Genomic DNA, 15,099 nt, shown 5'->3' with positions numbered 1-15,099 from the left:
TCGTTTTCACGCTGCGCGTGGGAAGGAGCCGCCATGCAGCCCACTCCTGATCCGCTCCGCCGGCACTCCGTGGTCACCGGCGGAGCCGGCTTCCTCGGCTCGCACCTGTGCACCGCCCTGCTCGACGGGGGTGACGAGGTGACCTGTGTCGACGATTTCTGCACCGGCAGCGCGGGGAACATCGCGCACCTGCTGGACCGGCCCGGCTTCACCGTGGTGGGCGCCGACATCACCGAACCGCTGGAGCTGTCCCGGCCGGTCGACCTGGTGCTGCACTTCGCCTCCCCGGCCTCCCCGGCCGACTACCTGCGCCAGCCCCTGCACACCCTGGAGACCGGGAGCCTGGGCACCCGCAACGCGCTCGCGCTGGCCCACCGTCACCGGGCGCGCTTCGTGCTGGCCTCCACCTCCGAGGTGTACGGGGATCCGCTGCAGCACCCGCAGAGCGAGAGCTACTGGGGGAACGTCAACCCGGTCGGCCCGCGCAGCGTGTACGACGAGGCCAAACGCTTCGCGGAGGCGCTGACCACGGCCGAGGCCGCGGTGCACGGCACCGACGCGGGCATCGTCCGGCTGTTCAACACCTACGGCCCGCGGATGCGCGGCCACGACGGGCGGGCCGTGCCCACCTTCATCCGCCAGGCACTGGCCGGTGAGCCGCTCACCGTCACCGGGGACGGACGCCAGACCCGGTCACCGGCCTACGTCGACGACACCGTGCGAGGCGTACTGGCCATGGCGGACTCCGGGCTGCTGGGCCCCGTGAACATCGGCAACCCGCACGAGATGACCATGCGGGCGCTGGCGGAGAAGGTCATCGGGCTGACCGGGTCGGCCTCTGCCGTCCGGCTGGTGGAACGGCCCGCCGACGATCCCGCCGTGCGCTGCCCCGACATCACGCTGGCCCGCGACAAGCTCCAGTGGGAGCCGCGGGTGCCCGTGGAAGAGGGACTCGCCCGCACCATTGCCTGGTTTCGCGAGCACCTCGCGAACTGAGCAACCCTCCGCCCCCGTCACCGGCTCCCCGGTGCGTCCTCCTGCTGCAGCCGGTGGCCCTCCACCGCGTCCGATCGTGGCGCGGTGCCGCGCGCAACCGGGCGGCCGGTACACCCGCGTCGTGTTCCGGCGCACCGTCACCCCACTGTCCTCCCCGCCGGAAGGTCACCTCCCATGCGCGTTCTCGGCATCAACGCCCTGTTCCACGACCCGGCGGCCGCCCTGGTCGTCGACGGCCGCACCCTCGCCGCGGCCGAGGAGGAGCGGTTCTCCCGCCGCAAGCACGGCAAGCGCCCACTGCCCTTCTCCGCCTGGGAGCTTCCGGAGCAGTCGGCCGCCTGGTGCCTGGCCCAGGCCGGGTTGCGGCCGCAGGATCTGGACGCCGTCACCTATTCCTTCGACCCGGCGCTGGCCCGCCCCGCCGACCGGATGGGGCTGGACGACCCCTGGGACCACCTGCGGCTGACGTACGCCCGGGAGGCCCCCGCGTTCCTGGCCGAGGCGCTTCCCGGGCTCGACTCCGGCCTGGTGCGCTTCGTGCCGCACCACCTGGCCCACGCGGCGTCCTCCGCGTTCGCGGCCCCGGACGCGGAGCACTGCTCCGTGCTGGTGCTCGACGGCCGGGGGGAATGCGCCTCCCACCTGGCGGCCCGGCGCACCGGCAACCGGCTCGCAGCGCTGCGGCAGCAGGAGCTCCCGCACTCCCTCGGCCTGGTGTACGAGGAGCTGACGGAGCATCTGGGCTTTCTGCGGTCCAGTGACGAGTACAAGGTGATGGCGCTGGCCTCCTACGGCCGGCCGCGGATGCTCCGGGAACTGCGGCGGTACATCCACCCGACCGGGGACGGCGGATTCCGCGCCGCGGGCGTCCCGTGGGCGGAGCTGGCACCGCCGCGGCACGGTGACGAGGCGTGGACACAGCCGCACGCGGACCTGGCCGCGAGCGCCCAGGCGGTCCTGGAGGAGACGCTGCTCGACCTGGTGCGCTGGCTGCACGGGCAGACGCACGACGAGGTCCTGACCATGGCCGGCGGCGTGGCGCTCAACTGTGTGGCCAACTCGCGGATCGCCCGCGAGGGCCCGTTCCGCCGGGTGTGGGTGCAGCCCGCCTCCGGTGACGCGGGCACCGCGCTGGGCGGCGCCCTGCTCCACACCGCCGAGCGGGACGAGGCGCCCCGGCCGGTCCCGGGAGCGGACCTGGGCCGCGGCTGGTCCGACGCCGAGCTCGAAGCCTGGCTGAAGACCGCCGCGGTACCGTTCGAACGGCCCGTGGACGTCGCGCGTACCGTGGCCCGGGCCCTCGCGGACGACGCGATCGTCGCCTGGTTCCAGGGCCGCTCCGAGTACGGGCCGCGGGCGCTGGGACACCGCTCGCTGCTCGCCCACCCGGGGAAGTCCGGCAACCTGGAGCGGCTCAACGACGTCAAGGGCCGGGAGCAGTTCCGGCCGGTCGCCCCGATGGTCCTGGCCGGGCGGGCGGCCGAGTTGTTCGACGGCCCGCTGCCCAGCCCGTACATGCTGTTCGTGCACCGGGTGCGCCCGGAGTGGCGGGACCGTATCCCGGCCGTGGTGCACGTGGACGGCACGGCCCGGGTGCAGACCGTGAACCCGGACGCCGAGCCGCTGGCCGGGCGGATGCTCACCGCGTTCGAGGAACTGACCTCGCTGCCCGTGGTGGTGAACACCAGCCTCAACACGGCGGGCCGGCCGATGGCCGACGACCCCCGGGACGCGTTGGAGTGCTTCGGATCCGCCCCCGTCGATCTGCTGGCCATCGGCCCGTTCGTGGTACGGCGCGAGACCTTCTTCTCCCACCGGGGCGAGGGCACCCGCGGGGTCGCGGCCGGGACGGACGGCGGCAGCGGGGCGGAGCACGCCGGAACGGGGCCCGGCCGGTGAGCGCCCCGGGAACCGGCCACGGCGCCGGCCCCGCAGAAGCCGCGGTCCGGGATCGGCCCGCCTACGCCGTGGTGGTGCCCACCCTGGGGCGGCCCAGCCTGACGGCCCTGCTGGAGGCGCTGGCGGACGGTGCGGGCCCGCGCCCCCGCCGGATCGTGCTCGTCGACGACCGGCCGCCGCATGTCCCCGATCCGCTGGACGTCCGGGTGCCCGAGGCCCTCCGCGCGCTGACGCACCTCGTGCCGGGCCGGGCGGCCGGCCCCGCCGCGGCCCGCAACACCGGCTGGCGAGCGGCCCCCGAGCCCTGGATCGCCTTCCTCGACGACGATGTGGTGCCGGCCCCGGACTGGGCCCGGCGGCTGGCCGCCGATCTCGCCGGGGCGGGACCCCGCACGGCCGGGGTGCAGGGCCGGATCAGCGTGCCGCTGCCCGCCGGGCGCCGCCCCACCGACTGGGAGCGAACCACCGCCGGCCTGGCCGACGCCCGCTGGATCACCGCCGACCTGGTGTACCGCCGGGCGGCACTGCAGGACGCTCACGGGTTCGACGAACGGTTCCCCCGGGCCTTCCGGGAGGACGCCGACCTGGCCCTGCGGCTGCTCGGGAACGGCTGGGAGCTGACGGTGGGCAGCCGTTCCACGACCCATCCGGTCCGCCCGGCGGACAGTTGGGTGTCGGTGCGCGCACAGGCCGGAAACGCCGACGACGTCCTGATGAGCCGGCTGCACGGCCGCCACTGGTGGGACCGGGCCGGGGCCCCGCGCGGCCGGCTTCCGCGGCACGTCGCGGTCACCGCGGCCGGGCTGGCCGCACTGGCCGGGGCGACGGCCGGACGGCACCGCGGCGCGGCCTGCTGCGCCGCTCTCTGGCTCGCCGGGACCGTCGAGTTCGCCGCCGCCCGGATCCGTCCCGGGCCGCGCACGGCGGACGAGATCACCCGGATGGCCGCCAGCAGCGCACTCATTCCGCCCGTCGCCGCAGCGCACTGGCTGGCCGGTCTGATACGCCACCGCAAAGCCTTGCCCTGGGCGGCACACAGCGCTGTCCGCACCCCCTCCGGGACAGCCGCACGCGTCGCCCCGGAGACCGTCCGAGCGGGTGACCCGGGTGTTTGAGCAAGGGTGTTCCGGCAACCCCGGGCACATGCCGAGCACACCAGCCCCCCGAGCGGGGTTCTCCGCCGACGGCGGTCCCTGGCTCTTCCCCCCGGGGGACAGTCCGCGCCCCGGCGTCCGGTCACCGGGCGGTGCCGGCCGGCCCCGTACCGCCGTCCTGTTCGACCGGGACGGAACGCTCGTCGAGGACGTGCCCTACAACGGCGACCCCGGCCTCGTGCGGGCGATGCCGGGGGCCCGCGGCGCACTCGACCTCCTGCGGGCCCGCGGGACCGCCCTCGGGGTGGTGAGCAATCAGTCCGGAGTCGCCCGCGGCCTGCTCAGCAGACAGCAGGTGGGCGCGGTGCAGCGACGCGTCGAGGAACTGCTCGGCCCGCTGGATGTGTGGGCGGTCTGCCCGCACGGCCCCGACGACGGCTGCCGGTGCCGGAAGCCGGCTCCGGGGCTCGTGGAGGCCGCGTGCGGCCGGCTCGGAGTCCCGCCGCACCGGACCGTGGTCATCGGGGACATCGACGCCGACATGGGGGCGGCCCGCGCGGCCGGAGCCCGGGGCATCCTGGTACCGACCCCGGTGACCCGCCCCGCAGAGACCTCCGCGGCCGGGGAGACCGCACCCGACCTGCTCGCCGCGGTACGGACCGTACTGCGGATCGGCGCACTGATCGGGGGCGGTTCGTGAGCCGCGCCCCGCGCACCCTCGTGGTGCGGCTGGACAGCGCGGGGGACGTCCTGCTGGCCGGCCCCGCCGTGCGCGCCGTCGCGGCCGGGTCCGCGCACACGGCGGTCCTCTGCGGACCGCTGGGCGAGACCGCCGCGCGTCTCCTGCCCGGAGTGCGGGAGGTGCTGGTGCACGACGCCCCCTGGGTCGGCTTCTCCCCGCCCGAGGTACGGCGGGAGGCCGTCGGGGAGCTGGTCGACCGGGTGGCCGCCGGGAGGTTCGACCGGGCGCTGGTCCTGGCCTCCTCCCACCAGAGCCCGCTGCCTGCCGCGCTGCTGCTGAAGATGGCGGGCGTGCCGTGGGTGGCGGCGGACAGCGAGCACTACCCGGGCACCCTGCTGGACCTGCGGCATCGCCGGGCCCCGGCCCGGCACGAGGCCGAGGCCGCGCTCGACCTCGCCGAGGCGGCCGGCTTCCGCCTGCCGCCCGGCGACGACGGCGCGCCGCGCGTCCTTCCCCCGCCGGACACCGGTGCGCTGACCGGCACCGGTCCGTACCTGGTGGTGCACCCCGGGGCCGCGGTCCCGGCCCGGACCTGGAGCCCGGCGCGGGCCGCCCGGGCGGTGGCCGCCCTGAGCGCCGCCGGGCACCGGGTGGTCGTCACCGGCGGCCCCGAGGAGAAGGAGCTGACCGCGACGGTCGCCGGCCGGCACGCCCGGGACCTCGGCGGACGCACCGGCCTTCCGGAGCTGGCCGGTGTGCTGGCCCGGGCCCGGGCGGTGGTCGCCGGCAACACCGGTCCCGCCCACCTGGCCGCTGCCGTCGGCACCCCGGTGATCAGCCTGTTCGCACCCGTGGTACCCGCCGTCCACTGGCTGCCGCACCGTGTTCCGCTGGTACGCCTCGGCCGGCCGGACGCCCCGTGCGCGGGCACCCGGGCCCGGGTCTGCCCGGTTCCCGGGCATCCCTGCCTGGACTCGGTGAGCGACGCGGAGGTGCTGAAAGCCGTCGCATCCCTCACCGCCGGCGAAGCCCGCACCGCCGGCGACCGGCCGGCACACCCGGCCCGGGAGGCGGCCCGATGAACGTCCTGCTCTGGCACGTGCACGGCTCGTGGACCACCGCCTTCGTGCAGGGTCCGCACACCTACCTGATACCGGTGCTGCCGGACCGGGGACCCGACGGCCGGGGCCGGGCCCGCACCTGGGACTGGCCGGACTCGGTGACCGAGGTGCGGCCCGGGGACCTGCGGGACACGGCCGTCGATCTGGTCGTCCTGCAACGCCCGCACGAGGCCGCCCTCGCCGGCCGGTGGCTGGGCCGCCGCCCCGGCCGGGAGGTGCCCGCGGTGTACGTGGAGCACAACACGCCCGGCGGCGGCGTGCCGCACACCCGGCACCCGTGCGCCGGCCGGGACGACCTGCTCCTGGTCCATGTCACGCACTTCAACCGGCTGTTCTGGGACAGCGGCGGCACCCCCACAGCCGTGATCGAGCACGGCGTCGTCGACCCGGGCCACCGCTGGACCGGGGAGCTCGAGCGGGCCGCCGTGGTCGTCAACGAACCGCTGCGGCGCGGTCGGACCACCGGCACCGACCTGCTGCCCGAACTGGCCCGCCAGGTCCCCCTGGACGTCTTCGGGATGGGCACCGCGGACCTGGCCCGGCAGTTGGGCATTCCCCCCGACCGCTGCCGCACCGAGGAGCTCCCCCAGGCAGCCCTGCACAACGCCATGGCCCGGCGGCGCGTCTACCTGCACCCCGTTCGCTGGACCTCGCTGGGCCTGTCCCTGATCGAGGCCATGCACCTGGGGATGCCGGTCGTCGCGCTCGCCACCACCGAAGCCGTCGAAGCGGTACCGGAAGGCGCCGGAGTGCTCTCCACCCGGCCGGGGGAACTCACACGCGCCGCCGCCGGGTACCTGCGCGATCCGGTGGCGGCGTCGGAGGCCGGGGACCGGGCCCGGCGAGCGGCTCTCGCCCGCTACGGGCTGAAGCGCTTCCTGACCGACTGGAACCGTCTGATGGAGGAGGTGGTCCGCTGATGAGGCGAACATCCCGCGAGCGCACGCTCGCGATCGCCCTCGTCTCCGAGCACGCCAGCCCGCTGGCCGCGCTGGGCGGAGCGGACGCCGGCGGCCAGAACGTGCACGTCGCGCAACTCGCGGAGGGACTCGCCGACCGCGGCCACCGTGTGACGGTGCACACCAGGCGTGACTCCCCCACCGCACCGCCGGTCGTGGAACTGCGCCCCGGGGTGCTGGTACGGCACGTGCCCGCCGGACCGCCCCGGCACCTGCCGAAGGACGAACTGCTGCCGTACATGCAGGCGTTCGGCGACCACCTGGCGGAGGAGTGGTCCGCCGCGCCGCCCAACGTGGTGCACTCGCACTTCTGGATGTCCGGCCTCGCCGCACTCCGGGCGGCCCGCCCCCTCGGCCTGCCGTTCGCCCACACGTACCACGCCCTCGGCACCGTCAAACGGCGTCACCAAGGGGCAGCCGACAGCAGCCCTGCCGGACGGATCGCCCTGGAGACCGAGGTCGGCGAAGCCTGCGACCGCATCATCGCCACCTGCCGGGACGAGGTCGGGGAACTGGCCGCGATGGGCCTCACCCCCGAGCGGACCTCCGTCGTGCCCTGCGGGGTGGATCCCGGCCGTTTCACCCCGCAGGGCCCGCCTGCGCCCCGCGGCGACCGCCGGTACCGGCTGATCCAGATCGGCAGGCTCGTCCCCCGCAAGGGCACCGACGTGTCCCTGGCCGCGCTGGCCGCGCTGCCGGACACCGAACTGGTCATCGTCGGCGGGCCGGAGGCCGCGCGGCTCGACGCGGACCCGGAGGCCCGCCGGCTGCGGTCGGTGGCCGGCCGGCTCGGTGTCACGGACCGGGTCCACTTCACCGGCGGGGTGTCCCGCACGGCCGTTCCGGCTCTGCTGCGCAGCGCGGACGTGGTGCTCTGCCCGGCCGACTACGAACCGTTCGGCATCGTGCCCCTGGAGGCGATGGGCTGCGGCGTCCCGGTGGTGGCGAGTGCCGTCGGCGGACAGCGCGACACGGTGGCGGACCCGGGCACCGGACGCCTGGTGCCGCCGCGGGACGCGGCCGCGCTGGCCGGTGCGGCCGCGGCCCTGCTGGCCGACCCGCGCGCACGCGCCGCCTGCGGGGCGGCGGGCCGCCGCCGGGTCCTGGCGCGCTACCGCTGGGCCAGGATCGCCGCGGCCACTGAGGAGATCTACCTCGACGTCCTCGCCCGTCGGCCCGCCACAGCAACCCGGGCCGGCTGACGGCCACGCTCCGGAGCGCTCAACCGGGCGCTCACCCCGCGCGGGCCGGTGAGGCGCTCCGCACAGACCGCACAGCCGCACACCTGGGAAGGAGCCAGGGGCCCGCAGCCGCACCGGCGGAGCCCTGAACACCATGAGCGACGCACTCCGCACCGCGCACGAGCACTGCCGGTCGCTCCAGGAGGCTCTGGGGCACCTCTGCGACGAGGAACTCGAGCGGATCGACGCCTGGGGCCGGCACCTGGCGGCCGTCCTGCCGAGGGGCGGCCGGCTGCTGGCCGCGGGCAACGGCGGCAGCGCCGCCCAGGCCCAGCACCTGACGGCCGAACTCGTCGGACGCTACCTGAGCGACCGGCCGGCGTACTCCGCGCTCGCCCTGCACGCCGAGACCTCCAGCGTCACCGCGATCGCCAACGACTACGGCTACGCCGAGGTGTACGCCCGGCAGGTCACCGCACACGGCCGGCCCGGCGACGTCCTGCTGCTGATGTCCACCTCCGGACGCAGCCCCAACCTGCTCGACGCCGCCATAGCGGCCCGGGCCGCCGGCCTTCGCATCTGGGCCATGACCGGGCCCCGGCCGAACCCGCTGGCAGGCCTGGCCGACGACACGCTCAGCATCCCGGCCGCCGGCACGGCGACCGTGCAGGAAGTCCACCTGGTCGCCCTGCACCTGCTCTGCGAGGCGTTCGACACCGTGACGGCCGTCCCCCCGGCCGCCGTGGCGGAACGGAGCGTCCGGTGACCGGCCGTTCGCCGCTGGTCGTCGTCGGGGACGCCCTTCTGGACCAGGACATCGACGGGGACGCCACCCGGCTCGCCCCCGACGCCCCGGTCCCGGTCGTCGACGTGGTGTCCGACCGCGCCCGGCCCGGGGGTGCCGCGCTCGCCGCCGCGCTCGCCGCGCGCGACGGCCGCGAGGTCGTGCTGGTCACCGCGCTGGGCACCGATCACGCCAGCGACACCCTCCGTGCGCTGCTGCCGCCGGGAGTCCGGCTGTGCGAGATCCCGCTGCTCGGCGAACTGCCCGTCAAGACCCGGGTACGGGCCGCCGGGCGCCCCCTGGTGCGCGTCGACCGGGGCGGCGGAACGCCCGGCCGGCCCGGGGCGGCGGCTCATGCCGCGATACGCGACGCCCACACCGTCCTCGTGTCCGACTACGGCCGGGGCACCGCCGCCGCGGTACGGGCCCGGCTCGTGGAGGCGGCCCGGCACGTCCCGCTGGTCTGGGACCCGCATCCGCGCGGCGGCCGGCCGGCGGTGGCCACCCGGCTGGCCACCCCCAACGACCGGGAGGCGCGGGCCTTCACCGGCCACGTCCCGGGTGTCCCCGAGGGTGACGACTCGCTGCGCGCCCACAGCCGCCGCGGCTCGCTGCTCGCCGAACGCTGGGGGGCCGCCTCCGTCGCGGTGACCCTGGGAGCGCGCGGCGCGGTCCTCACCCGGGCCCACTGCGACGATCCGCTGTACGTCCCGGTCACCTCCTCCCAGGCCCGGGACACCTGCGGGGCCGGGGACTGCTTCGCAGCCACCGCCGCCGCGGGGCTCGCCGACGGCGACCTGCCCGCCCGGGCCGTCGAACGGGCCGCCGGGGCGGCGGCCTCGTTCGTGGGCGCCGGCGCCGCGGGGAACCCGTTGTGCTGGGCACCGCAGGAACCGCCCCGGCGTCCGGTCCGCCCGGACGTCCCCGGCCGGCTCGGTGACGTCCTCGCCCTGGTCCACGCCGTGCACGCCCGCGGCGGCACCGTCGTCGCCACCGGCGGCTGCTTCGACCTGCTGCACGCCGGGCACGTCGAGCTGCTGGAGAAGGCCCGGCGCGCCGGGGACCGCCTGATCGTGTGCCTCAACTCCGACGCCTCCGTACGGCGGCTGAAGGGGCCCGGCCGGCCGCTCAATCCGGCGGCCGACCGCATCCGCGTCGTGGCCGGGCTCGACTGTGTGGACGCGGTCCTGACCTTCGGCGAGGACACCCCCGCCACCCTGCTCCGCAGACTGCGGCCGGACATCTGGGTGAAGGGCGGTGACTACAGCGTCAGCGCCCTTCCGGAGGCAGCCGTGCTGCGCGAGTGGGGCGGGCAGGCCCTGGTACTGCCGTACCTGGACGGGAGATCGACCACCGAGCTCGCCCGCCGGGCCGCGGCACACACGCCCGCCCCTCCCTCACCCGCCTCATGACCTCGCCCAAGCCGGCCCTTCTGGTGCTGCGCGCCCTCGGCCTGGGTGACCTGCTCACCGCCGTGCCCGCGCTGCGCGGGCTGCGCCGGGCCTTCCCCGGGCACCGGGTGCTGCTGGCCGCGCCTGCCCGGCTGGCCGACGCGGCGGCGGCGACCGGCACCGTGGACGGGCTGCTGCCGGTGCACGCCCCCGACCGCGGGGTGCCGGCCCGTATCCCCTGGACCGGGACGCCGCCCGAGCTGGCGGTCGATCTGCACGGCAGCGGCCCGGCCAGCCTCCGTCCGCTGCGCGCGCTCCGGCCCGGCCGGCTGTACGGCTACGCGCGGCCGGACGGGCCCGTCTGGCGGGAGGACGAGCACGAACGGGAACGCTGGTGCCGGCTCCTCGGCCGGTACGGCGTTCCGGCCGATCCGGGCGAGCTGCACCTGGACCCACCGCTGCCGCGGTCCCCCGCACCGGGTGCCGTGCTGCTCCACCCGGGGGCGGACGCCGCGGCCCGGCGCTGGCCCCCCGGCCGGTTCGCCGCCGTGGCCCGCGCCCTGCACCGCGCGGGCCGGCAGGTCGTGGTCACGGCGGGCGCGGGAGAGGAGCCGACGGCCCGGGCGGTCGCCGGTGAGGCCGGGCTTCCGGCCGGGGCGGTGGCCGGTGGCGACCGGGACCTGCCGTTCCCGGAGCTGGCCGCGCTCGTCGCGGAGGCGCGCGCGGTCGTTGTCGGGGACACCGGGCTCGCCCACCTGGCGACGGCGCTCGGCACCCCGTCGGTGATCCTCTTCGGGCCGGTGTCGCCGCGGCTGTGGGGGCCGCCCGAGTCCCCACGGCACCGCGTCCTGTACCGCCCGGGTCCCGGGCCTCATCCGCCGGGCCGCGCGCTGCGACCGGGGGACGCCCACGGTGACCGTCCCGACGAGCGCCTGCTGCGGATCACCCCGCACGACGTGCTGGCGGAGCTGGAGGCGCTGCCTCCGCCGGGCCGGCCGCGTTCGGTCCCCACCGCCGCCCCCGAGCCGTCCGCGTCGCCCCACGACCGAGCCCTTGACGACCCGAACGCACACCCGACGCCCCGAGGAGAACCGCCATGACCACGGACCCCGGCGTGGACCCCGTCCACGACAGCAGCACCGGCCGCACCGGAACAGCGGTGATCACCGCCGGTGACTCCGGCATCGGGCGGGCCACCGCCGTCCGGCTTGCCATGCAGGGCATGGATGTCGGCATCACCTGGAATACCGACGAGGAGGGCGCCCGCGACACCGCCGCCGAGATCCAGGACCTCGGCCGCACCGCCCACACCGAACAGATGGACCTCACCGGGCTGCCGGAGGCAGCCGACGCGGTGGACCGGCTGGCCGACCGGCTGGGCCGGATCGACGTCCTGGTGAACAACGCCGGTACCGGTACCTCGACCCCCTACCTCGAGATCGGACTGGAGACGGTGCGGGAGGTGCTCGACATCAACCTCGTCGGCCCCTTCCTCTGCGGGCAGCGAGCCGCGCGCCGCATGGCCGGACAGGGCGGCGGCCGGATCATCAACGTCACCAGCGTGCACGAGCACGCCCCCCGGGTCGGTGCCGCCCCCTACTGTGCGGCCAAAGGCGGGCTGGGACTGCTGACCCAGGTGATGGCCCTGGAGCTGGCCGAGCACGGCATCTGCGTCAACGCCGTCGCGCCGGGCGAGATCGCCACCCCGATGACCGGACAGGAGGACCAGGACCCCCGCGGCACGCACCGGCCGGGTGTCCCGCTGGGCCGGCCCGGGGATGCCCGGGAGGTCGCCGCCGTGATCGCCTTCCTGGCAAGTGGTGAGGCCGGCTATGTCACCGGTGCCTCCTGGCTGGTGGACGGCGGCATGCTGCGCATGGGTCCGCAGGCCGGCTCCCACCTGGAGAGCGACGCCTGGCGGCGTCCCTGACCGGCCCCGGCGGTGCGGGCCGGCCCCGCCCCGCACCGCCGCCCGCGCCCGCCCGGCGCGGGCGGCGGTGCCCGGTACCGGGCGGCTCAGCCGACGTACCGGCGGGCCTTCGAGGCGCGCTGAGCACGGTCCAACGGCCTCAGCAGGTTCTCCACCTCGGGCGGCACCACCCGGCGTTCGCGCAGCAGCCAGGGCAGGCCGGCCAGCGCGCGGCCGATCGCCCGCGTGGTGGTGCGGTCGCGCGGCGCGGTCCGCAGCAGGTGGCCGGAGCGGCGCAGGGCGGGACCGACGGGCCGGCGCAGCCACGTGGTCCACAGGGTGTTCCGGATCCCGTCCTCCCTCCGCCCGGTGGAGTCGCGCAGCGCGGAGGGAGCGTGATGGACCGTCAGGTGCCCTGCGTGGACGAGCCACCAGCCGGCCGTCAGCAGGTCGCAGGCGAGCAGTTCCTCCTCTCCGCCGAGCCACAGCCGGGGGGAGAATCCGCCGGCTGTCCGGAACGCGTCGGTGCGCAGGACGGTGGCAGCCGCCAGGAAGCTGCCGAGGGCGGGACCGGGCAGGCCGGGCGGGGCGGGCACCGGTGACTCGCGCAGCTCGGCCACGACGGGATCCTCGTGACCACCGGGCTCCACGAGGATGCGGGCGGTGACCGCCCCGACCCGGGGGTGCGCGTCGAGCAGGTCGGCCGCCCCCGCGAGGGAGCCGGGGGCCCACCAGGAGTCGTCGTCGCAGAAGGCGAGGTAGGGGGTGGTCACGTACCGGGCCGCCAGGTTCCGGCCGACCGCTCCCAGGTTGGCACCGGGGCTCAGTACCCGAACGCCCGGGTGACGGCGGGCGACCGCTTCCGCGACGCTCCCCGCGTCGCCGGTGCGGTCGGCCGCGGCGCGGCCGGGGCCGCGGTCCACGGCATTGTCGGTGAGCAGGACGGCGGGCTGCTCGGGCAGCTCGGCCAGCCGGTCGAGGGTGTGCAGCAGCTCCTCGCGACGGTGATGCGTAATGATCACCACGGAGGTCCGGTCATCCCCCACGGCCGCTCCTCGCCGGCTTCTCCGGGCGCGTGCGCTCCAGCCGCCGGACGGCCGCTTCCACCCCGGCCGGCAGCCGGCGGCGGTGGGCCAGCGCCGCGGGTATCCGCGGCAGCGCGCCCCGCAGCGCCCGGCGGGCGGCGGGGTCCCCGGCGGCTTCCCGCCCCAGCCGCCCGGTGCGGCGCAGGGCGACCGGCAGCGGCCGGCGAAGCCAGACGGTCAGCAGTTCGTTGCGCCGCACCAGCGCGCGGCGGTGCGGCCTAGGGCCGTCGGAGGGATGGTGGTGGGCGAGGACGTCGGGGGCGTGGCAGACCAGGTGGCCCCGGGCGGTGAGGTCGTAGGCGAGCAGGGTCTCCTCCGCGCCGAAGAAGAGCAGGGGGTGGTAGCCGCCGGCATCCAGGAACGCGGAGCGGCGGACCACGGCGGCGCAGCCGAGGAATCCGAGGACCAGCGGGCCGGGAAAGCCGGGCGGGCGGCCGAGCGGGGAGGCGGCGAGTTCGGCGTTGAGCGAGTCCGGTGCGGCTTCCGGGCCGACGAGGGTGCGGGCGGCGAGGAGCCCGATCCGCGGGTGGGTGTCCAGGTGGTGCGCCGCGGTGCCGAGCGCGCCCGGCTCCCACCAGGAGTCGTCGTCGCTGAAGGCGACGTAAGGGGTGTCCAGCAGCCGGACACCGTCGTTGCGGGCCAGGGCACCGCGGTTGGCGGGCAGCGGGAGGACGCCGACCCGGGGGAACCGGCGGGCGATCATGTTCCGCGTGGAGTCGGTGGAGGCGTTGTCGACCACCAGAACCCGGGGACGTTCGGGCAGGGCGGTGAGCCGGCTCAGCGTGGTCGCGAGGCCGGCGGCGCGGTTGCGGGTGGCGATGACCACCCCGACGGAGGGCTGTGCCATGGCGGGCTCCGGGTGCCCCGTGCCGGGCTCCGGCAAACGGTCTCCCGCGGGTACGGGGAGCGGGCGTTCCGGGCCGGCGTTTCGGGCCGGGACCGCCGGGGACCCGGCCGCGATGGCGACTCACGGCGGACGGACTCTGCTCACCGGCTGGTTCAGCTTTGTCGAGGGGGAGACGACGGCGGGGGACGTACTGGCGCTGCGGCGCGTGCAGCAGGTGCTCGGCCGCGTGGGGGTGCCCTACGACGTCGCGTGGAGCCCGCGTTTCCGCCCCGGCGGCCTGGCTCTGGCGGACGCCCGGCCGTCGGACTACGCCCGTCTGATCTTCGTGTGCGGACCGTTGCACGGGCCGCAGGTGGCCCGCCTGCACCGGAGATACGCGCAGTGCCACCGGGTCGCTGTGGGCACCTCGGTCATCGACCCGGAGGATCCTGCGGTGACCGGGTTCCACCGGGTGCTGGCACGGGACGGAGGGGACGTCCCGCCGTCCCCGGACCTGGCAGCCCGGGCCCCGCACGCCGCGGAGGTTCCGGTGGCCGGGGTACTGCTGACCCATGGCCAGCACGAGTACGGCGAACGCCGCCTGCACGGGACGGTGGCGCAGTGCGTCACCGGATGGCTGGCCGGCACGGACTGTGCGCGGGTGGCGGTGGAGAGCCGGCTGGACACGCGGGACGGCCTGCTGTGCGCCACCGACGGGCAGTTCCTCTCGCTGCTGCCGAGGCTGGATGTCCTGGTGACCGACCGGCTGCACGGTCTGGTGCTCGGCCTGCGGGCCCGGGTCCCCGTTCTCGCGGTGGATCCGGTGCGCGGCGGGGCCAAGGTGACGGCGCAGGCGCGGGTCTGCCGCTGGCCGGCGGTGATAGCCGCCGAGCGGCTGGAGCCGGAACGGCTGGACGCGTGGTGGTCGTGGTGTCTGACCGACGGGCGGGAGGCCGCCCGTCGGCGGAGCCGGGCCATGCGGGCGGCGGAGGACACCGCGGACCGTCTCGCCGGAGTACTCGCGGACCGCATCCAGGGGGACGCAGGAGTGTCTGCTGGGGACACCGAGGCAGACCTCTGGCCAAGACCCCACGAGCAGTGATGTGCCCATAAGCGACACAAGTGGACATACACCCTCGCGCGCTTGGCGCGCACGCCCCGAATGCAACGAC

Annotated in this window: 14 protein-coding genes; 12 read left to right on the top strand and 2 right to left on the bottom strand. The window is 76.4% G+C overall.

Annotation, left to right across the window (positions count from 1 at the left end; translation table 11 throughout):
• Nucleotides 1–33: 33 nt before the first annotated feature.
• The 11 genes from PJ985_RS09800 to PJ985_RS09750 all read left to right on the top strand — a co-directional run bounded on the left by PJ985_RS09800 (nt 34) and on the right by PJ985_RS09750 (nt 12,037).
• Nucleotides 34–996: an NAD-dependent epimerase/dehydratase family protein gene (locus PJ985_RS09800; protein ID WP_271683214.1), complete on the top strand. Its 963-nt coding sequence runs from the start codon at nt 34–36 to the stop codon at nt 994–996.
• Between the two features lie 174 nt (nt 997–1,170).
• The gene (locus PJ985_RS09795) at nt 1,171–2,895 is read left to right on the top strand and encodes a carbamoyltransferase family protein (protein WP_271683213.1); all 1,725 of its coding nucleotides are present in this window, start codon (nt 1,171–1,173) and stop codon (nt 2,893–2,895) included.
• Nucleotides 2,892–4,010: a glycosyltransferase family 2 protein gene (locus tag PJ985_RS09790; RefSeq protein WP_443033447.1), complete on the top strand. Its 1,119-nt coding sequence runs from the start codon at nt 2,892–2,894 to the stop codon at nt 4,008–4,010. Before PJ985_RS09795 ends, PJ985_RS09790 begins: the two co-directional genes overlap by 4 nt.
• Nucleotides 4,011–4,038: 28 nt before the next feature.
• A complete protein-coding gene (locus tag PJ985_RS09785; protein ID WP_271683212.1) occupies nt 4,039–4,689 on the top strand; it encodes a D-glycero-alpha-D-manno-heptose-1,7-bisphosphate 7-phosphatase in 651 nt (216 codons plus the stop codon).
• Complete coding sequence (locus PJ985_RS09780; protein WP_271683211.1) at nt 4,686–5,753, top strand: glycosyltransferase family 9 protein; 1,068 nt, start codon at nt 4,686–4,688, stop codon at nt 5,751–5,753. Before PJ985_RS09785 ends, PJ985_RS09780 begins: the two co-directional genes overlap by 4 nt.
• Entirely contained in the window at nt 5,750–6,712 is a 963-nt protein-coding gene (locus tag PJ985_RS09775; RefSeq protein ID WP_271683210.1) for a glycosyltransferase, read from the top strand. The genes PJ985_RS09780 and PJ985_RS09775 overlap by 4 nt, the downstream gene beginning before the upstream one ends.
• On the top strand, nt 6,712–7,953 hold the full coding sequence (locus PJ985_RS09770) for a glycosyltransferase (RefSeq protein ID WP_271683209.1): 1,242 nt from the start codon (nt 6,712–6,714) through the stop codon (nt 7,951–7,953). Before PJ985_RS09775 ends, PJ985_RS09770 begins: the two co-directional genes overlap by 1 nt.
• A 133-nt stretch (nt 7,954–8,086) precedes the next feature.
• The gene (locus tag PJ985_RS09765; RefSeq protein ID WP_271683208.1) at nt 8,087–8,698 is read left to right on the top strand and encodes a D-sedoheptulose-7-phosphate isomerase; all 612 of its coding nucleotides are present in this window, start codon (nt 8,087–8,089) and stop codon (nt 8,696–8,698) included.
• The gene (rfaE2, locus tag PJ985_RS09760; protein WP_271683207.1) at nt 8,695–10,128 is read left to right on the top strand and encodes a D-glycero-beta-D-manno-heptose 1-phosphate adenylyltransferase; all 1,434 of its coding nucleotides are present in this window, start codon (nt 8,695–8,697) and stop codon (nt 10,126–10,128) included. The genes PJ985_RS09765 and rfaE2 overlap by 4 nt, the downstream gene beginning before the upstream one ends.
• Entirely contained in the window at nt 10,125–11,207 is a 1,083-nt protein-coding gene (locus PJ985_RS09755) for a glycosyltransferase family 9 protein (protein ID WP_271683206.1), read from the top strand. The genes rfaE2 and PJ985_RS09755 overlap by 4 nt, the downstream gene beginning before the upstream one ends.
• On the top strand, nt 11,204–12,037 hold the full coding sequence (locus PJ985_RS09750; RefSeq protein ID WP_271683205.1) for an SDR family oxidoreductase: 834 nt from the start codon (nt 11,204–11,206) through the stop codon (nt 12,035–12,037). The genes PJ985_RS09755 and PJ985_RS09750 overlap by 4 nt, the downstream gene beginning before the upstream one ends.
• An 86-nt stretch (nt 12,038–12,123) precedes the next feature.
• Here PJ985_RS09750 and PJ985_RS09745 read toward each other — a convergent pair whose 3' ends face one another.
• Together PJ985_RS09745 and PJ985_RS09740 are read right to left on the bottom strand one after the other, a co-directional pair.
• On the bottom strand, nt 12,124–13,062 hold the full coding sequence (locus PJ985_RS09745; protein WP_271683204.1) for a glycosyltransferase family 2 protein: 939 nt from the start codon (nt 13,060–13,062) through the stop codon (nt 12,124–12,126).
• Nucleotides 13,052–13,948, bottom strand: coding sequence for a glycosyltransferase family 2 protein (locus PJ985_RS09740; protein ID WP_271683203.1), 897 nt, complete (start codon nt 13,946–13,948; stop codon nt 13,052–13,054). The genes PJ985_RS09745 and PJ985_RS09740 overlap by 11 nt, the downstream gene beginning before the upstream one ends.
• A gap of 112 nt (nt 13,949–14,060) precedes the next feature.
• On the opposite strand from PJ985_RS09740, the gene PJ985_RS09735 reads away from it, so the two are divergent.
• Nucleotides 14,061–15,029 (top strand): polysaccharide pyruvyl transferase family protein, encoded by a 969-nt coding sequence (locus PJ985_RS09735; RefSeq protein ID WP_271683202.1) that lies wholly within the window; start codon nt 14,061–14,063, stop codon nt 15,027–15,029.
• Nucleotides 15,030–15,099 lie beyond the last annotated feature (70 nt).

Source organism: Streptomyces sp. ACA25 (assembly GCF_028200735.1).
In the GTDB taxonomy this organism is placed as follows: domain Bacteria; phylum Actinomycetota; class Actinomycetes; order Streptomycetales; family Streptomycetaceae; genus Streptomyces.
This window is presented reverse-complemented; position numbering and strand designations above follow the sequence as displayed.